The sequence below is a fragment of the Xanthomonas prunicola genome, from assembly GCF_025266575.1.
Taxonomy (GTDB): domain Bacteria; phylum Pseudomonadota; class Gammaproteobacteria; order Xanthomonadales; family Xanthomonadaceae; genus Xanthomonas; species Xanthomonas prunicola.
In genome coordinates, this window is record NZ_CP096142.1 from 5043083 (window position 1) to 5064379 (window position 21297).

General features: G+C 63.5%; 2 protein-coding genes. Both read left to right on the forward strand.

Annotation, left to right across the window (positions count from 1 at the left end; all coding sequences use genetic code 11):
* The first annotated feature begins 11 nt into the window (after positions 1–11).
* Positions 12–9572 carry a non-ribosomal peptide synthetase gene (locus M0D43_RS21580; protein WP_260807610.1) on the forward strand — a complete coding sequence of 3187 codons (9561 nt, stop codon included), beginning with the start codon at positions 12–14 and terminating at the stop codon, positions 9570–9572.
* A complete protein-coding gene (locus tag M0D43_RS21585; protein WP_260807611.1) occupies positions 9569–21184 on the forward strand; it encodes a non-ribosomal peptide synthetase in 11616 nt (3871 codons plus the stop codon). The genes M0D43_RS21580 and M0D43_RS21585 overlap by 4 nt, the downstream gene beginning before the upstream one ends.
* Positions 21185–21297 lie beyond the last annotated feature (113 nt).

Consider the following 21297-nt stretch of genomic DNA (forward strand, 5'->3'; position numbering starts at 1 on the left):
AGGACTATGCAATGCAAACGACCGATCGGCCTGTCTTTCCTCTGAGCAGTCCTCAGAGAGAGATCTGGTTGGAACAACTGATGCTCGGGCAGTCGGTTTCTTCCAACATCGGTGGCTATATCGAGATCGATGGCGATATCGATGTCGGATGCTTGCAACGTGCGGCACAAACATTAGTCGATCAATGCGAAGTCCTGCGGATGTGCATAACGGACGACGTGGACGAGGAAGGAATCCCGCTGCAGTGCTTTGCTGAGACGATGCATCTGCCTGTGCCATTCGCCGATATTACATCTGTGCAGGACCGTCAGGGATGGCTGGAGCAATGGATCCAGGAGCACATGGAGACGCCGTTTCAGTTCGACGGCACGCCGCTGATGCGCCTTTCGTTGTGCCGCTTCGATGCTGGCAAGTGGTATCTGATGGTGAGCCTGCACCACATCCTGATGGATGGCTGGTCCTTGTTCCTGACGATGGAAACTCTGGGCCGCCTCTACAGCGAAATGCGTGAGGGCCGTCCGGCGACAGTGGACGTCAGATCCTACCGTGACTTCATCGAGAGCGATCGTTCCTACCAGCACTCCGCGCAGTACGAGACCGATCGTCAATACTGGCTGGCAAAGTATTCCGTGCTTCCAGAGCCCCTGTTCTCCACTGCCCCGGGGGCGATGTCCACTGCGGAGGTGTCGGGTGTCAGCGTCAACGTTGTTCATGAATTTCCTGCCGATCTGCTGGATCGACTGACACAGCTAGCCACCGAGCACGGCGTATCCCAGTTTCAGATCCTCCTTGTCGTTCTCTATGCCTACTTCTCTCGCACGCAAGAGCGTGAAGAGTTGGTCGTCGGCGTGCCGATCCTCAATCGTGCCGGTCACCAGTTCAAGAATTCGATTGGACTGTGCGCACAGATAAATCCGGTGCGCATGCGCTTCGACCCTGCGATGCCTTTCATTGATGCGGTGCGACTAGTGTCGCGAGAATTGCGCAAGGACTACCGTCATCAGCGCTTTCCTGTCAGCGAGATGGGGCGTGCCTGTGGATTGTGGAAGAGTGGTGCGACGCGCTTTTTCGAGATGGTGTTTTCCTTCGAGCAAACCGGCCACGTGTATCGCTTCGGAGTCGCGCGAGGAGCTTTTGTCAAGGCATCCAATAATCGCGAATACAATCCGTTGTCGTTGTACGTCAGGCGCAACGCCAATGACGATATTGCTTGGCTCCATGCGATCTACAACAAGGGCTATTTTGCTGCCGACCAGATAGCACAAATGACGCAGCGTCTGGTCCAGCTCATGATGCAGGTGGTGGCGCACCCGAGCCGTCCTTTGAACCAGATCGAACTATGTACCGCCGATGAGCTGGCATGCCTGGATACCTGGAGTCGCGGCAGGAAAATGCAGATGCCGGTGGCGACGCTGCCTGCGATGTTCGAGGCGCAGGTACAGCGGACACCGGATGCGGTAGCAGTGGCCTTTGGTGACTTGCGCCTGACCTATGCCCAGCTCAATGCAAGGTCGAATCAGCTTGCGCATCACTTGATTGCACTTGGGATTGGGCCGGACCAGCGCGTCGCCTTGTGCATGGAGCGCTGCCCCGAGTTGGTGGTAGCGTTGCTTGCGATCCTGAAGGCAGGCAGTGCCTATGTTCCGCTGGATCCGCGTTATCCGTCCGAGCGTCTGGCCTACATGCTGTCCGACAGCACACCGCGTGCGCTCATCGTCCATTCGGCAACGCGCGATCTGTTGGAGGACACAAACGCCATCCTGATCGATGTGGATACGCCTGAGTGGTTGCATCGGCCCACCGATACTCCGCTGGTCGCAGGGTTTGCGCCGTGCCATCTGGCGTATGTGATCTATACCTCCGGCTCCAGCGGTCGTCCGAAGGGGGTGATGGTTCCCCACGACGCCCTGAGCAACTACCTGCATTGGGCGATCGACTACTATCACCCCCGGCAAGGCGCAGTGGTGTCGTCGTCGCTTTCGTTCGATGCAACCGTCACCAGTCTCTACCTGCCTTTGCTATGTGGCGGTACCACCGAACTGCTTCCTGCGCGGGACGAGATCGAGGCCTTGTTGAAGCGAGTCTGCGCCGATCAGCCACTGTGCTTGGTCAAGATCACGCCGGCCCACCTGGATGTCTTGACGCAGCAGCTGGCTGCCTGTGGGGGTACTCCGTCGGTGTCGTTGTTTGTAGTCGGTGGCGAGGCCTTGCACGCATCGACGGTCAAGCGATTGCGTCAGCTTGCACCTCATGCGCGCGTGGTCAATGAGTATGGGCCGACCGAAACGGTGGTCGGATGCGTGGCGTATGAAATCCCACTGGATTGGGACGCAGGCACATTGGCCACCATTCCGATCGGGCGGCCGATCGACAATATGCGTGTCTATCTGCTGGATGCGAATAGGAAGACGGTTCCTGTTGGCGTGGCCGGAGAACTCTGCATCGCTGGCAGCCAGGTCACGCGTGGCTATCTCAATCGTCCAGAGTTGACCGAGCAACGCTTCGTGGTCGATCCATTCGGCACCGGGCCAGAGCAACGAATGTATTGCAGTGGCGACCTGGCGCGCTGGATGCCCGACGGAACGCTCGAGTACCTCGGGCGTAACGATGACCAGATCAAATTGCGTGGTTTTCGGATCGAGCCCGCGGAGGTGAGCTCCAGGATCCTGGACAACCCGTTGGTGGCCGATGCGGCGGTGGTGATTCACACTGCGGCGTCGGGAGAAAAATGTCTTGTGGCGTACTACGTGAGCGATGCGCCCGAGGTGACTGCCGAGCGTCTGCGCCAGCAGCTTCAGCAGCGGCTTCCCGATTACATGGTGCCTGCGGTTTACATCCGCATGGACCTGTTGCCGATGACACCCAATGGCAAGTTGGATCGTCATGCCTTGCCTGCGCCCGATGTACAGGCGTATGCCCAGCAGGGGTATGTGTCGCCTGAGGGGCCGACCGAACAGTTGCTTGCCGTTCTATGGAGCGATGTCCTGAAGATCGAGCAAGTCGGTCGATACGATCACTTCTTCGAGCTTGGTGGGCACTCCCTTTTGATCGTCGCGTTGTTGGAGCGGATGCGACAGCACGGCCTTGAAGCCAATGTAAAGTCCCTGCTTGCTCGACCCACCGTGATGGGGATGGCGGCGGCGGTTGGCGCCAGTCGCGACGAGGAGATTCCCGAGCCGCGCATTCCAGAAGGGTGCGACCGCATCACGCCGGATCTGCTGCCGCTGGTGGAGCTGTCACAGCAAGCAATCGATACCATCGTCAGCACGGTGCCCGGTGGTGCGCGCAACGTGCAGGACATCTATCCGGCGGCACCACTGCAGGAAGGCATTGCCTACCATCATTTGACAGCGACTCAGGGCGATCCCTATCTGCAATATGCGCTGTTCGTTTTTTCGGATCGGGCTCGCCTTGATGCATTCGCAGCCGCGCTCCAGTGCGTGGTCGCACGTCACGACATTCTGCGTACTGCGTTGATCTGGGAGCAGTTGGATGCGCCGCTCCAGGTGCTCTGGCGGCAGGCGACCGTGCCGATGATCGAGATTGCGGTGGGTCCTGCTGAGGAGGATGTCCTACAACTGCTGCGTGCCCACCTGGATCCGGCGCGCCAGCAACTCGATCTGCGGCAAGCTCCCTTGCTGCGTCTGTGCTATGCCTACGATGCCGTCGGCCAACGTTGGGTGGGCGGGCTACTGTTCCACCATTTGGTCGGAGATGCTGCGTCCCTGACAGGGTTGCTGGAAGAGATCGACAGCCATCTGCGCGGAGACGGCGCACGATTGCCGCCGCCGTTCCGGTATCGCACCTACACCATGCATGCCCGCCGCGATCAGCACGCAGAGGAGCACGCGCGCTTCTTCAAGGAAATGCTCGGCGATGTGTGCGAGCCGACCATTGCATTCGGGTTGCAGGATCAAGGTGTGGTTGACCAGCAAGTGCGCAAGGCAGTCATCCAGATCGACGCCTCGATTGCGCAGCGGTTGCAAGTACAGGCGAGGCGATTGGGGGTTAGCGTTGCCACGTTGTGTCACGTCGCCTGGGCGCAGGTGCTTTCCGCAGCGTCGGGGCAGCAGGACGTGGTCTTCGGCACCGTCATGCTGGGGAGAACGCAGGGAAAAGAGATCGAACGTGCCATCGGAATGTTCATCAACACGTTGCCGATCCGGGTTCGCTTGGGTCGGGCCAGCGTGCGTGCCGTCATCAAGCAGACGCATGCCTGGCTGAGTGAACTCTTGGCGCATGAACACGCTTCGCTGTCGCTCGCGCAGCGTTGTAGCGGCACGTCCACACAGCGCGTGTTGTTCAATGCCTTGTTCAACTATCGCCGGCTGAGTCGGGCCAATCTCAATGGCACCGTGCTGCAGGCGTGGCCGGGCATTGATGTTCTGGGGGGAGAAGAACGTAGCACCTATCCGGTGAGCCTCTCCATGGATGATCTTGGCGATGGTTTCCAACTAACGGCGCAGGCATCGGCAGACGGCGTGCCCGCCAGAATGTGTGCCTACATGCAAACCGCATTGCAGCAGCTGGCCGACGCGCTCGAGCATGAGCTGGAAACGCCGATCAACCAGCTATGCGTGCTGCCGCAAGCAGAGCGCCAGCGTTTGCTGGACTTCAACCTGCAGCATCGCGTGCCGGAGCGGATGGACACCGTGCACGGGCTGTTCGAGCGGCAGGTCGCGGCGACACCTGAGGCGGTGGCGCTGGAGTGCGACGGCCAGCGCCTGCAGTACCGCGAGCTGGATACGCGGGCCAACCAGCTGGCGCATCGGTTGCTGCAACTGGGCATCGGGCCGGACGAGCGGGTGGCGATCTGCGTGCAGCGCAGTGCGGAGCTGATCATCGGCCTGCTGGCCATTCTCAAGGCGGGCGCAGCCTATGTGCCCCTGGACCCGACCTATCCGGCCGAGCGGCTGGCGTATCTGTTGCACGACAGCGCCCCGCGTGCGGTGCTGGTGCATGCGCCCACCCGCTCGGCGCTGGGCGCTGCGGCGCTGCCATTGATCGACATCGACAATGCCGCCGTGAGCGAGCTGCCGTGCACCAATCCGCAGGTTCCCGGCCTGACCGCCGCGCACCTGGCGTATGTGATCTACACCTCCGGTTCCAGCGGCCAGCCCAAGGGGGTGATGGTCGAGCATCGGCAGCTGGCGCAACTGGTGGCGTGGCACACGGCGGCCTTCGGGGTGGGCGAGGGGACGCGCAGTTCCAGCCTGGCCGGTCTGAGCTTCGATGCGGCGGCCTGGGAGATCTGGCCAAGCCTGTGCAGCGGTGGCGTGCTGGTGATGCCCGGCGCCGCGCACAGTGGGGATGTGGCGTCCCTGCTGCAGTGGTGGCGTGCGCAGGAGCTGGATGTGAGCTTCCTGCCCACGCCGATCGCCGAGCATGCGTTTGCTGCCGGCATGACGCCCCAGCGTCTGCGGTGTCTGTTGGTCGGTGGCGATCGTCTGCGGCAGGTGCCCGAGGGCCTGCCGTTTAGCGTGTACAACAATTACGGTCCGACCGAGACGACGGTGGTGGCCAGCAGCGGCGTGGTGCCCCCTGGCGTGCCTAATCCGTCCATCGGTCGACCGCTGCCGTACCTGCGCGCGTATGTGCTCGATGCCCAGGGGCAGCTTGCGCCGTTGGGTGTGGTGGGCGAGCTGTATCTGGGCGGTGCGGGAGTGGCCCGCGGGTATCTGGGCCGTGAGGCATTGACGGCCGAGCGCTTCATCGGCGACCCGTTTTATCCGGGCGCGCGGATGTACCGCACCGGCGATCTGTGTCGCTGGCTGGACGATGGCCGGCTGGACTATGTCGGCCGCAACGATGCGCAGGTCAAGATCCGTGGCCGACGCATCGAGCTGGGCGAAATCGAAGCGCATCTGCTGGCCCATCCACAGGTGCGCGAAGCGGTGGTGCTGGCCCGCGAGGACGTGGCGGGCGAGCGGCGGCTGGTGGGGTATGTGATCGCCACCGCCGAGGCGCCGACAGCGGACCACTTGCAGCGGCATTTGCGCGTGCACTTGCCGGAGTACCTGGTACCGGAGGCCTTTGTGCCGCTGGACGCGTGGCCGCTGACGGCCAACGGCAAGCTGGATCGGCACGCATTGCCTGCGCCCGATGCCGCGCAACGCAACGTGCAGACGTATGTGCCGCCGGCCAATGCGCTGGAGCAGCAGCTGGCCGAAATCTGGCAGGCGGTGCTGGGGGTGGAGCGGGTCGGGCGCCACGATAATTTCTTCCAGCTCGGCGGGCACTCCCTGCTGGCGGTGACGCTGGTGGAGCGGCTGCGCCAGCAGGGTCTTGGCATGGATGTGCGGGCACTGCTGGGACAGCCCACCTTGGCGGCAACGGCCGCAGCGCTTGGCCGCAGCCAGGAACTGGAGGTGCCGCCGAACCTGATACCGGCCGGCTGCGCACGCATTACCCCGGAGCTGCTGACACTGGTGGAGTTGTCGCAGGCCACGATCGACCGCATCGTGGCCACGGTGCCGGGTGGGGCGGCAAACGTGCAGGACATCTATCCACTGGCGCCGCTGCAGGAGGGGGTGTTGTATCACCATCTGATGGCGCGCCAGGGCGATCCCTATCTGCAGAACATGCTGCTGTCTTTCGATCGCCGCGATCGCCTCGATGCCTTCCTAAAGGCGCTGCAGCAAGTGATCGATCGCCACGATGTGTTTCGCACAAGCATTGTGTGGGAGGGCCTTGCTACCCCGGTGCAAGTGGTATGGCGAACTGCCGCTCTGCCGATCTTCTCCTATGTTCCGCAGCCGGATGAAGACCCTCTGCAACACCTGCGTGATCGCTTCGATCCGCTGCATTACCGTCTGCCTCTTTCCAGCGCGCCGCTGCTGCAGTTCCACCATTGTTACGACGCGACCAGCGACCGTTGGGTCGGTCTAGTGTTGATCCATCATCTGGTGGATGACGCGGCGACCATGCATGTGCTGCGTGCGGAACTGCATGCCCATCTACTGGGGCAGACGCAACACCTTGCAGCGTCGGTTCCTTATCGCAATTACGTCGCACATGCACGCAACGCGCAACTGCGCGGGGATCAGGAAGCGGTCTTTCGTCAGCTTCTGGGCGACATCGAGGAACCCTCGTTGCCCTTTGGGCTGGCTGAAGTTCACGGCGATGATCTACCGGTCGGCGGGGCGTCGCTTGAACTGAATTCCGGGCTGAGTACGCGCTTGCGCCGGTGCGCTTCGCATCTTGGTGTCACGCCAGCCAGCTTGCATCATCTCGCCTGGGCAAAAGTGGTCGGGCAACTGTCTGCAAAGGATGACGTCGTGTTCGGGACGGTCCTGCTGGGACGCATGCATGCAGGCGCTGGTGCCGATGGTGCGATGGGCATGTTCATCAATACCTTGCCGATGCGTGTACGGCTGGGGCAGCAATCGCTGCAGGCAGCCATCCGCGACGTGCATGCCCAATTGAACAGCTTGTTCGCACATGAGCATGCTGGTCTGAGCCATGTCCAGCGGTGCAGTGGAGTGTCGCCACCGCAGCCGCTGTTCAGTGCGTTGCTCAATTATCGTTCGCGCCGTCGATCGGCTGAGGCAGTGGATTCGTTGGCGCCGTGGCCAGGTATCACCGTGTTGCAGACGCAGGGAGTCAATCACTACCCGGTGGTGCTCGACGTAGAGGAAATGGATGACGGGATTCGCCTGACGGGGTATTTGCCAACTGGGTATAGCGCACTACGGCTGTGCAGCTACATGCAAACCGCATTGCAGCAGCTGGCCGACGCGCTCGAGCATGAGCTGGAGACGCCGATCAACCAGCTGTGCGTGCTGCCGCAAGCAGAGCGCCAGCGTTTGCTGGGCTTCAACCTGCAGCATCGCGTGCCGGAGCGGATGGACACCGTGCACGGGCTGTTCGAGCGGCAGGTCGCGGCGACACCTGAGGCGGTGGCGCTGGAGTGCGACGGCCAGCGCCTGCAGTACCGCGAGCTCGATACGCGGGCCAACCAGCTGGCGCATCGGTTGCTGCAACTGGGCATCGGGCCGGACGAGCGGGTGGCGATCTGCGTGCAGCGCAGTGCGGAGCTGATCGTCGGCCTGCTGGCCATTCTCAAGGCGGGCGCAGCCTATGTGCCCCTGGACCCGACCTATCCGGCCGAGCGGCTGGCGTATCTGTTGCACGACAGCGCCCCGCGTGCGGTGCTGGTGCATGCGCCCACCCGCTCGGCGCTGGGCGCTGCGGCGCTGCCATTGATCGACATCGACAATGCCGCCGTGAGCGAGCTGCCGTGCACCAATCCGCAGGTTCCCGGCCTGACCGCCGCGCACCTGGCGTATGTGATCTACACCTCCGGTTCCAGCGGCCAGCCCAAGGGGGTGATGGTCGAGCATCGGCAGCTGGCGCAACTGGTGGCGTGGCACACGGCGGCCTTCGGGGTGGGCGAGGGGACGCGCAGTTCCAGCCTGGCCGGTCTGAGCTTCGATGCGGCGGCCTGGGAGATCTGGCCAAGCCTGTGCAGCGGTGGCGTGCTGGTGATGCCCGGCGCCGCGCACAGTGGGGATGTGGCGTCCCTGCTGCAGTGGTGGCGTGCGCAGGAGCTGGATGTGAGCTTCCTGCCCACGCCGATCGCCGAGCATGCGTTTGCCGCCGGCATGACGCCCCAGCGTCTGCGGTGTCTGTTGGTCGGTGGCGATCGTCTGCGGCAGGTGCCCGAGGGCCTGCCGTTTAGCGTGTACAACAATTACGGTCCGACCGAGACGACGGTGGTGGCCAGCAGCGGCGTGGTGCCCCCTGGCGTGCCTAATCCGTCCATCGGTCGACCGCTGCCGTACCTGCGCGCGTATGTGCTCGATGCCCAGGGGCAGCTTGCGCCGTTGGGTGTGGTGGGCGAGCTGTATCTGGGCGGTGCGGGAGTGGCCCGCGGGTATCTGGGCCGTGAGGCATTGACGGCCGAGCGCTTCATCGGCGACCCGTTTTATCCGGGCGCGCGGATGTACCGCACCGGCGATCTGTGTCGCTGGCTGGACGATGGCCGGCTGGACTATGTCGGCCGCAACGATGCGCAGGTCAAGATCCGTGGCCGACGCATCGAGCTGGGCGAAATCGAAGCGCATCTGCTGACCCATCCACAGGTGCGCGAAGCGGTGGTGCTGGCCCGCGAGGACGTGGCGGGCGAGCGGCGGCTGGTGGGGTATGTGATCGCCACCGCCGAGGTGCCGACAGCGGACCACTTGCAGCGACATTTGCGCGTGCACTTGCCGGAGTACCTGGTGCCCGAGGCTTTTGTGCCGCTGGATGCGTGGCCGCTGACGGCCAACGGCAAGCTGGATCGGCACGCATTGCCTGCGCCCGATGCCGCGCAACGCAACGTGCAGACGTATGTGCCGCCGGCTAATGCGCTGGAGCAGCAGCTGGCCGAAATCTGGCAGGCGGTGCTGGGGGTGGAGCGGGTCGGGCGCCACGATAATTTCTTCCAGCTCGGCGGGCACTCCCTGCTGGCGGTGACGCTGGTGGAGCGCATCAAGTCGGAAGGCATCGACTCCGATGTCCGCACGCTGTTTGAACAGCCCACATTGGCCGACTACGCCGCCGCTATCGAACAAGTGGAGATTGTCCTGTGAGCGTCGTCGACTTCATGCAGTCGCTGAAGAAACAAGGCATTGAACTGGCAGCGCAGGAAGGGCGGCTGGTTGTACGCGGCAACAAGGCGGCGCTCGATCAGGCCTCGCTGATGGAACAATTGCGTCAGCACCGGGCAGCGCTGATCGAATTGCTGCAAGACCTGGCGGCCGCCGAAGCCGGTGCAGACACCGGCACTCAGGCCTCTGGCGAGCCGGCGCCATGCCCTGCATTTTGCCCGGAAGGTCTGAGTCAGGAGGACATCGACCGCATCCTTGCCACCGTGCCCGGCGGCAAGGACAACGTGCAGGAAATCTACCCGCTCGCGCCATTGCAAGAAGGCGTGCTTTATCACCATCTCTCCGCCGAACAAGGGGACGCCTACTTGCTACGGGCGCACTACGTTTTCGCGGATGAGTCGCGGCTGCAAGCATTCGCCAATGCGTTGCAACAGGTGATCGATCGTCACGATGTGTTGCGGACAAGCCTGGTCTGGCAGAGCTTGGAGGCACCGATGCAGGTGGTATGGCGAAAGGCGCTACTTCCGCTGGAGCAGATCGAGTGCGACGCGGACCAGGGCGATGTGTTGTTGCAATTGCAGCAGCGCTTCGATGCGCGGCGCGTGCCGTTGAACCTGAGTCAGGCGCCTCTGCTGAAACTGGTGTGCGCCCACGATCCGGCCAATCAACGCTGGGTCGGGATCCTGCTGTTTCACCATCTGATCCTGGATCATCTATCGCTGCAAATACTGCGTCATGAGTTGCAAATGTGCCTGCTCGGTCGCGGGCAGGAATTGCCTCCCTCGCTGCCATATCGCACATATGTGCTGCAGGCACGCGCCAGTGTTGCGGAGGATCGGCACCGCACCTTTTTCACGGAGCGGCTGGGTGATGTTGACGAGCCCACCTTGCCGTTCGGTCTGGCAGAACTACCGGGCGACGGCGCGGCGATCCAGGAAGCATGCATCCCGCTCGACCCGCAGCTCGCTGTGCGAATCCGGCAGCAAGCGCGCCTGTTTGGCGTCACGGCGGCGAGCCTGCACCATCTTGCCTGGGCACAGGTGCTGGCGCGGACCTCCGGGCGTTCCGACGTGGTCTTCGGTACCGTGCTGATGGGGCGCATGCAGGCCGCCAAGGGCGCCGGCCTGGCAATGGGGCTGTTCGTCAACACATTACCGATTCGGCTTCGGGTGACTCAGCCGGTTCACCTGGCGCTGCGGCAGACGCATGAAGAACTGACTGCGTTGATGGCCCACGAATACGCCCCGCTGAGTCTGGCACAGCGATGCAGTGGGATCGCTGCCCCGGCGCCGTTGTTCAGTGCGCTGTTGAACTATCGCCATAGCCCGCACACGCAGCAGTCGGAGCAACAGGCATGGCGCGGAATTGAGGTGTTGCACGCCGAGGAGCGTACACATTATCCGCTGACGCTGAATGTCGACGACCTCGGAGATGGGTTTGCGCTGACCGCGCAGGTCCCGCCGATGATTGGCGCTGAGCGCATCTGTCATTATATGCATGCTGCATTGTCGGGCCTTGTCGATGCATTGGAGCGCACGCCCGAACAAGTCACTGCGCTGGTAGACATTCTGCCGCATGCAGAACGGCAGTGGTTGGTGGCGGGTTGCAACCTGCCTTATCCAGAGTCCGCGCAGACGCCGCTATTGCATCAACGCTTCGAAGCGCAGGCGTCAGCCGAGCCTGACGCGGTTGCCGTACTGTTCGAGCAACAGCAGATTACTTACGGACAGCTCAATGCTCAGGCTAACCGGATCGCGCATGCGTTGATCGCGTTGGGAGTGCGCCCGGATGATCGCGTGGCGCTCTGCCTGCAACGCGGGATCGGCATGATCGCCGGCATGTTGGCGATCCTCAAGGCCGGCGCCGGATATGTGCCGGTGGATCCTGCTTCACCTCAACAGCGGTTGGCCTTTATCCTCGAGGACAGTGCGCCGGCTGCGCTGGTGACCGACGCTTGCACGATTCCGTCGTTGCCGCCGGTATCCTGCCCAGTCGTCGATCTTGGTCTTGAAGGCGCAGGGCATCACGAGCTGGTGGGTCAACCGCAATCCAATCCAAGCCTGGCAGGCTTATCGCCACAGCATCTGGCGTATGTGATCTATACCTCCGGTTCCACCGGCAAGCCCAAAGGGGTACAGGTCGAACACCGCAACGTCACGCGGCTGTTCTCGGCGACGCAAGACTGGTTTGGCTTTGCTGCCAGCGATACGTGGGCGTTATTCCACTCCTTCGCTTTCGATTTTTCGGTCTGGGAAATGTGGGGCGCGCTACTGTACGGGGGGCGCTTGCTGATCGTGCCGCAGCAGGTGACGCGATCACCGCAGGATTTCTACCGACTGCTCTGTCAGAGCGGGGTCACCATCCTCAATCAGACGCCGAGCGCCTTCTTCCACTTGATCGATGCGCAGCAGGACGAACAAGAAGACCATCGTCTGCGTCTGGTGATCTTCGGAGGCGAAGCGCTGGATCCGCGCATGCTCAGGCCTTGGTTCGCTCGCCCGCGCAATGCGGCCACGCAATTGGTCAATATGTACGGGATCACCGAGACCACCGTGCACGTGACGTATCGTCCGCTGTCGGCGACAGACGCAATCAATGGCGGCACCAGTCCGATCGGTAAACGCATTCCAGACCTTCGTGTGTACCTGCTGGACGCGCAGCGACAACCCGTGCCGGTCGGCGTGGCGGGCGAACTGTATGTGGGAGGTGCCGGTGTCGCGCGTGGCTACCTTAACCGGCCTGAGTTGACCGCTGAGCGCTTTCTGGATGATCCGTTTCATCCAGGCGCGCGTCTTTACAAGAGCGGCGATCTTGCCCGATGGCTGCCGGATGGCCAGCTGGAATATCTCGGCCGCAACGACGAGCAGGTGAAGATCCGCGGCTTTCGCATCGAGCTTGGCGAGATCCAGGCAAAGTTGACGGCGCATCCGCAGATACGCGATGCCCTGGTGACGGCACATAAAGATATTGCCGGCCATCAGCGGCTGCTGGCGTATGTGATCGCTCATCAGACACAGGCGGCGCCAACGCCGGAGCTGTTGCGCCAATGGCTGTCGGCGACGCTGCCGGACTACATGATTCCCAGTGCGTACGTGCCACTGGAAGCATGGCCGCTGACCTTGAATGGCAAGCTGGATCGCAAGCAGTTGCCGATGCCATCGGAAGACGCACATGCCAGGCATGCCTACGATGCGCCGCAAGGTGCGGTGGAGACGTTGCTGGCTGGCCTGTGGACGCAGGTGCTACAGGTGGAGCGGATCGGCCGGTACGATAATTTCTTTGCACTGGGCGGCCATTCGCTGCTGGCGGTGACCTTGATCGAGCGGATGCGTCGCCATGGGCTCAGCACCGATGTGCGGGTATTGTTCGGCCAGCCCACGCTGGCAGCGATCGCTGCAGTGGTTGGGAACACGCAGGAAATCGTGGTTCCCGACAACTGCATTCCTGCGACCTGCGACCGCATCACGCCGGAGCTGCTGCCATTGGTCGAGCTGTCGCAGACTGCGATCGACCGCATCGTGGCGCTTGTGCCTGGCGGTGCAGCCAATGTGGAGGACATCTATCCGTTGGCACCGCTGCAGGAAGGCATGCTGTATCACCATCTGACTGCGCAGCAGGGTGACCCGTATCTATTGCGTTCGCAGTTCGGCTTCGCCAATCGCTCCCGGTTCGAGGCCTTCGTCCAGGCACTGCAGCAGGTGATCGATCGCCACACCATTCTGCGCACCTCGATCTTCTGGGAGGGACTGACGAAGCCTGTCCAGGTGGTCGCACGTCGCGCCAGTCTGCCAGTCGAGACGATCGCGCTCGATCCTGCGCAGGGCGACGTCGCAGGCCAGCAGCGTGCGCTTTACGATCCACGCGGCTATCGCCTGCCTCTGCACAGCGCGCCGCTGTTGCGTCTGTTCGTTGCCGAAGACGGTGAGACGGGGCAACTGGTGGCAACGTTGCTGTTTCACCATAGTGTGCTCGACCACATGGCACTGGAGGTGGTGCGCGAAGAGATGCAGGCCGTGCTGTCCGGCGTACCGGAGCGGCTGACATCTCCGATGCCGTATCGCAATTATGTCGCTCAACTCCAGCTCGGAGCGAGAGATGATGCGCACGCGGATTTCTTCGCCAGGATGTTGAAAGACGTCGATGCGCCGACGCTGCCGCTGGGCTTGTGCGATATTCAAGGCGATGGCAGCGACATCGAACAAGCGCAATTACGCTTGGACGATACATTGAGTACCGCACTGCGCGTGCAGGCCAGAAAGGCCGGCGTCAGTGTTGCCAGCCTGCATCATCTCGCCTTCGCGCGGGTCGTCAGCTTGCTGTCAGGGCGCGAGGACGTGGTGTTCGGTACCGTGTTGCTGGGCCGCATGCAGGGCGGAAGCGGTGCTGATCGCATGCTGGGGGTATTCATCAATACCTTGCCGCTGCGCTCGAATCCGCGCAGCGCGACTGTGCGCACTGCGTTGGCGCAGATGCATGACAGCCTCAGTGAATTGCTCGCCCATGAGCATGCAGCGTTGGCCCTTGCACAGCGCTGCAGCGGTATCGCAGCACCGATGCCGTTGTTCAGTGCCTTGTTGAATTATCGGCACACCGCCAGTGCGGCAGGCACAGACGACGATGCGGCGTGGCAGGGCATCACTGTTCTGGAGGCCGAGGAGCGCAGTAACTATCCATTGGTGCTGAGCGTCGATGATGTGGGTGATGGTTTCCAACTGAGTGCGCAGGTGTCAGCCAGCGGTGCCGCCACTCGCCTTTGCGATTACATGCAAACCGCATTGCAGCAGCTGGCCGACGCGCTCGAGCATGAGCTGGAGACGCCGATCAACCAGCTGTGCGTGCTGCCGCAAGCAGAGCGCCAGCGTTTGCTGGGCTTCAACCTGCAGCATCGCGTGCCGGAGCGGATGGACACCGTGCACGGGCTGTTCGAGCGGCAGGTCGCGGCGACACCTGAGGCGGTGGCGCTGGAGTGCGACGGCCAGCGCCTGCAGTACCGCGAGCTGGATACGCGGGCCAACCAGCTGGCGCATCGGTTGCTGCAACTGGGCATCGGGCCGGACGAGCGGGTGGCGATCTGCGTGCAGCGCAGTGCGGAGCTGATCATCGGCCTGCTGGCCATTCTCAAGGCGGGCGCAGCCTATGTGCCCCTGGACCCGACCTATCCGGCCGAGCGGCTGGCGTATCTGTTGCACGACAGCGCCCCGCGTGCGGTGCTGGTGCATGCGCCCACCCGCTCGGCGCTGGGCGCTGCGGCGCTGCCATTGATCGACATCGACAATGCCGCCGTGAGCGAGCTGCCGTGCACCAATCCGCAGGTTCCCGGCCTGACCGCCGCGCACCTGGCGTATGTGATCTACACCTCCGGTTCCAGCGGCCAGCCCAAGGGGGTGATGGTCGAGCATCGGCAGCTGGCGCAACTGGTGGCGTGGCACACGGCGGCCTTCGGGGTGGGCGAGGGGACGCGCAGTTCCAGCCTGGCCGGTCTGAGCTTCGATGCGGCGGCCTGGGAGATCTGGCCAAGCCTGTGCAGCGGTGGCGTGCTGGTGATGCCCGGCGCCGCGCACAGTGGGGATGTGGCGTCCCTGCTGCAGTGGTGGCGTGCGCAGGAGCTGGATGTGAGCTTCCTGCCCACGCCGATCGCCGAGCATGCGTTTGCCGCCGGCATGACGCCCCAGCGTCTGCGGTGTCTGTTGGTCGGTGGCGATCGTCTGCGGCAGGTGCCCGAGGGCCTGCCGTTTAGCGTGTACAACAATTACGGTCCGACCGAGACGACGGTGGTGGCCAGCAGCGGCGTGGTGCCCCCTGGCGTGCCTAATCCGTCCATCGGTCGACCGCTGCCGTACCTGCGCGCGTATGTGCTCGATGCCCAGGGGCAGCTTGCGCCGTTGGGTGTGGTGGGCGAGCTGTATCTGGGCGGTGCGGGAGTGGCCCGCGGGTATCTGGGCCGTGAGGCATTGACGGCCGAGCGCTTCATCAGCGACCCGTTTTATCCGGGCGCGCGGATGTACCGCACCGGCGATCTGTGTCGCTGGCTGGACGATGGCCGGCTGGACTATGTTGGCCGCAACGATGCGCAGGTCAAGATCCGTGGCCGACGCATCGAGCTGGGCGAAATCGAAGCGCATCTGCTGGCCCATCCACAGGTGCGCGAAGCGGTGGTGCTGGCCCGCGAGGACGTGGCGGGCGAGCGGCGGCTGGTGGGGTATGTGATCGCCACCGCCGAGGCGCCGACAGCGGACCACTTGCAGCGGCATTTGCGCGTGCACTTGCCGGAGTACCTGGTACCGGAGGCCTTTGTGCCGCTGGACGCGTGGCCGCTGACGGCCAACGGCAAGCTGGATCGGCACGCATTGCCTGCGCCCGATGCCGCGCAACGCAACGTGCAGACGTATGTGCCGCCGGCCAATGCGCTGGAGCAGCAGCTGGCCGAAATCTGGCAGGCGGTGCTGGGGGTGGAGCGGGTCGGGCGCCACGATAATTTCTTCCAGCTCGGCGGGCACTCCCTGCTGGCGGTGACGCTGGTGGAGCGGCTGCGCCAGCAGGGTCTTGGCATGGATGTGCGGGCACTGCTGGGACAGCCCACCTTGGCGGCAACGGCCGCAGCGCTTGGCCGCAGCCAGGAACTGGAGGTGCCGCCGAACCTGATACCGGCCGGCTGCGCACGCATTACCCCGGAGCTGCTGACACTGGTGGAGTTGTCGCAGGCCACGATCGACCGCATCGTGGCCACGGTGCCGGGTGGGGCGGCAAACGTGCAGGACATCTATCCACTGGCGCCGCTGCAGGAGGGGGTGTTGTATCACCATCTGATGGCGCGCCAGGGCGATCCCTATCTGTTGCAGGCACAGTTGGCCTTCGACGACAAACCGTGCCTGGACGCGTTCGTCGCACTCCTGCAGCGCGTGGTCGATCGACACGACATCCTGCGCACCAGTGTGGGCTGGGAGGACTTGGCTGCGCCGGTGCAGATCGTCTGGCGACAGGCACGTGTAGTTTGCGATCAGGTGCAGTTGAACCCGGACGATGGAGATGTGCTGGAGCAACTGCAGGTGCGATTCGATCCATGCCAGTACCGTCTCGCTCTCACCCATGCACCCTTGCTGCAATTGCATTACGCGCAGGATCCGCACAACGGCAGGCTGGTGGCGTTGCTGCTGTTCCATCACATCGTGCTGGATCACACCGCACTGGCGGTGATTCGCGAGGAAATGCAGCACCTGTCCGCGGTCGGTGACGCCGGCCTGCCAACGCCCACGCCCTATCGTACGTATGTGACCCAGGCGCTGCGGGGCAAGACCCAGGAGGAGCACGAAACCTTCTTCAGGCAATGCCTGGGAGACATCGATACGCCAACGCTGGCCTTCGACACAGAAGATACGCCCGGCCATCTGCAACCGCTGCAGCAGTCCGACGTGCTGCTCGATCCCATGCTCGCCAGTCGGCTTCGCCGGCAGGCGCGAGATCTGCATCTGAGCGTCGCAAGCCTGCATCACCTGGCCTGGGCGATGGTGCTGGGATCGGGCGTGGGTCGCGATGATGTCGTCTTCGGCAGCGTCTTGCTCGGGCGCATGCAGGGCGGCCCTGCTGCCGATCGCGCCTTGGGCATGTTCATCAATAGCCTGCCGATCCGGGTCAGGCTCGATGCGCCTGCCGCGGCCGCCGCGCGGCGCACCCACGATACGTTGACGGCGCTGATGGCACACGAACATGCATCGCTGGCATTGGCGCAGCGCTGCAGCAGCATTCCCGCTTCGACGCCGCTGTTCAATGCATTGCTCAATTATCGGCATAGTCCGCCGCTGCCGGCAGACGCAGCGACATCCGCTGCCTGGCATGGCGTGCATGCACTTGGCAGCAGCGAGCGCACCAATTATCCGCTGCTGCTGAACGTGGATGATCTTGGAGACCAATTCGCGCTGAGCGTGCAGACCCGTGCGGACATCGGTGCCGAACGCATGTGCGCTTTCATGCAACGCGCACTTGCGCAGTTGGTCGATGCGCTCGAGCAATGCTCGGACCTGCCGGTCGGTCAGCTGTGCGTGCTGCCGGCCGACGAACTCGGACAGCTGCTGGACACCTTCAATGCCACCGATCGCGACTATCCACATGCACAGACCGTGCATACGCTGTTCGAGCAGCAGGCGGCACTGACGCCGGAGGCGCCAGCCGTGATCGATGGAGCGCATCGGTGCAGTTATGCAGCGCTCAACCGCAAGGCCAATCAGCTCGCGCATTACCTGATCGGCCTGGGGGTAGGGGCTGGCCAGTACGTGGGCATTCGTCTTCCACGTTCGCTGGAGTTGGTGGTCGCGCAATTGGCCATCAACAAATGTGCCGCAGCGTATCTGCCGCTGGATGTGCAGTCGCCAGACCAACGTTTGCAGCAGATTCTCGATGAAAGCACGGCGCGCTGGGTCGTCACTCGTAGCGACCAGCCGCTTCCCGATGGTGCTGCACGATTGGACATGGATCTGCTCGACTTGAGCGCATCGCCCACGCACGATCCGCAGTTGTCCCAGTCCAGCGAGTCGGACGCCTATGTGATGTACACCTCCGGCTCGACCGGTGTTCCTAAAGGCGTGCGGATCGCGCATCGGGGCATCAATCGGCTGGTGTGCAACAACGGCTATGCCAAGTTCCAGCCCGGCGATCGGATGGCCTTCGCTGCCAATCCGGCCTTCGACGCCAGTACCCTGGAAGTGTGGGCGCCGCTACTCACCGGCGGCTGCGTAGTGGTGATTGCGCAGGACATCGTGCTGTCGCCAGACCGGCTGCGGGAGTGTTTGCAAAACCAGGCCGTCAACGTGCTGTGGCTGACGGCCGGGCTGTTCCATCACCACGCACCCGTGTTGCTGCCGGCCATTGCGCAGCTGCGTTATCTGATCGTGGGCGGTGATGTCCTCGACCCGGCAGTGGTAGCGCGGGTGTTGGCCGAAGGGGCGCCGCAGAGGTTGCTCAACGGGTACGGGCCGACCGAGACCACGACCTTCGCAACCATCCACTGCATCACCGAAGTCTCCGGCCCCATTCCGATTGGCCGTCCCATCGGCAATACCCGTGTCTATGTGCTGGATGCGCATGGCATGCCGCTGCCGATCGGCGTGGCGGGCGAGTTGTACATCGGCGGCGATGGTGTGGCGCTGGGATACCTGCATCAACCGACGCTGACCGCCGAGCGGTTTATTGCCGACCGCTTCAGCGGCAAGGCGGATGCGCGCCTGTATCGCAGTGGCGATCTGGTGCGCTGGCGGGCAGACGGTGTGCTCGAATACCTGGGCCGCACCGATGGGCAGGTCAAAGTGCGCGGTTTCCGTGTTGAAGTGGGAGAAATCGCGTCCGCGCTCCAAACGCATCCGGCGGTTGCGATTGCGGCGGTTGTGCAGCGTGAAGATGTGCAGGGGTCGAAACAGCTGGTGGCTTACTACCAGGCAGACGTGGCAGCGAACGTCGCTCATGATGCACAGGCGTTACGCATGCATCTGCTGACCCGCGTACCGGATTACATGCTGCCGTCTGCGTATGTGCAGATGGAGCAGTTGCCACTGACCGCCAACGGCAAGCTGGATCGGCATGCCTTGCCGCTGCCGGCACGCAATGATCATGCTGGCCACGACGACACGCCGCCACAAGGCGAGCTGGAAACATTGCTCCATACGCTGTGGTCGCAGTTACTTCGCATCGATCGCATCGGGCGGTACGACGATTTCCTCGCACTGGGCGGTCATTCGCTGCTGCTGGTACGCCTCAATGGCCTGCTGAAGCGGGCAGGGACGGCGGTGCCGTTATCTGTGCTGAGTGCGCATACCAGCCTGGCGGCGATGGCGACAGCGATCGAGCGGTGGCGGGAGACCTCAACGCCGCCGGGCGTGGTCACCGTGCGGATGGGCGGCGACAAGCGCCCGCTGTTTTTGGTACATGACTTCAGCGGTCTGGATCTGTATTTTGCGCCACTGGGCAAGCACATCGCTCCGGATGTGCCGGTCTATGGGCTGTCCGCTGTTGCGTTGGGCGCGCCCCAGCCACGTACCGTGCAGGAACTTGCGGCGCGTCTGTTACGTCATCTGCGCGCGGTGCAGCCGCACGGACCTTACCGGGTTGCCGGCTGGTCATTCGGCGGGCTGTTGGCGTACGAGATTGCCACCCAATTGCTCGCTGTAGATGAGCTGGTCGAATTCGTTGGTTTGATCGATACCTATCATCCCTCGCAACTCGATCTCGGCCCAGCCTACCTCGATCCTGCGCACGCGCCGCAGCGCCTCCTGCTGCAGCACTGCCTGGCCGCGCTGCCGGATGATGAGCAACGTGCCTCTGCCCAGGCCAACCTGCAGGCGCTCGCGGCGCAGGTAAGTCAGTGGGAAGACGCGGCGTTGATCCGGCTGTGCCGCTCGCGCGGCTGGTTGCCGTCCGCGTGGGCCGACCAGGACGACGACAGCCTGCTGCAATCGCTGGCGCGCGAGTTTGCGCACGGCTATGCACAGCGACACTACCTGCCGATGGCCATCCATGTGCCGGTCCATCTGTTCGCTGCGGCGCAGGCCCTGGCGCCCCGCTCGGCCAGCGATGCAGCGCTGGCATGGCAAACGTTGCTTGGCGCAGACATGCTGACCTGTATCAGCGTGCCAGGCGATCACCACACGATGCTGCAAACGCCGTACGTCGCTGTGTTGGGTGCGGCGATCAGCCAACAGCTGGAAGCCAGTCAGCAATCGCTGCCTCGCGGTCCGCAACTCCACGTGCCCTTGACCCGTATCCAGACCGGAGCCCTGCAGCAGCAAGTGGTGGTGTGCGTGCCGGGAGCGGCGGACAACGTTGCCGGATTCGTCGATCTTGCCGCTGCACTGGGCGATGCCTGGTCGGTCTACGGTCTGCAGCCACGCGGATTGCAGCGTGGCCAGCTCCCGCACGGCACTGTCGAGTCCGCCGCAACGGCCTATGTTGCGTGGATGATCAAGGAGCTTCCCGGCCATCCGATCCATCTGCTCGGTCATTCGTTTGGCGGCTGGGTGGCCTTCGATCTGGCCCGCCAGCTAGCTGCACATGGGCGCACCGTCGCATCGCTGACGCTGCTCGACGCCGAAGCGCCCGGCGGTGATGGTGCAGTTGGCAAGCCTTACACCGCCACCGCCGTGCTCGAACGCCTGATCGAGTCGCTGCAGCTCTTCAGAGGGACGCGTCTGGGGATTGATCCACTCCTGTTCCCGACGCTGGACCACGCGCAGCAATTGGAGCTGGTTCGGGCAGGCATGGTGCGTGTGGGACTGTTACCGCATCGGGCGCCGCCCGATGCCATCCATGGCGTGGTGCAGGTCTTTGGGACCGCACTGCGCACGGTCTACCGCCCTGCTTACCGCTACCCGGGCAGCCTGCGCCTGGTGCTGGCCGACCATCCATTGCTGGATGCGGCGGACAACCGTACCCAGCACGAGAAGCAGGCTGCAGGATGGCGGGCGCTGGCAAGCGAATTGCGCATCTGGCATGCAAGCGGCGATCACTTCAGCATGGTGCGCGCTCCGCATGTGCATGAGCTTGCGCGCTGGTGGAGTCAATCGGTTCGTTCAAACGGGTCCGACGAACGACGCATGGAGTCCTCCGCCTAGCGCGCCTTGCAGCGAACTCCGATGGCAGTGTGACTGCCCTGTTGCGTGGAGCGCGCCACGCGCAGGGTTGGGCAAGCGCGGTGCTCGCCAGCGCATTCTGGAGGTTGGCGGAA

Excerpts from the sequence above, each read along its gene's own strand:
- M0D43_RS21580 (WP_260807610.1), top strand. The coding sequence starts at position 12 with ATGCAAACGACCGATCGGCCTGTCTTTCCTCTGAGCAGTCCTCAGAGA.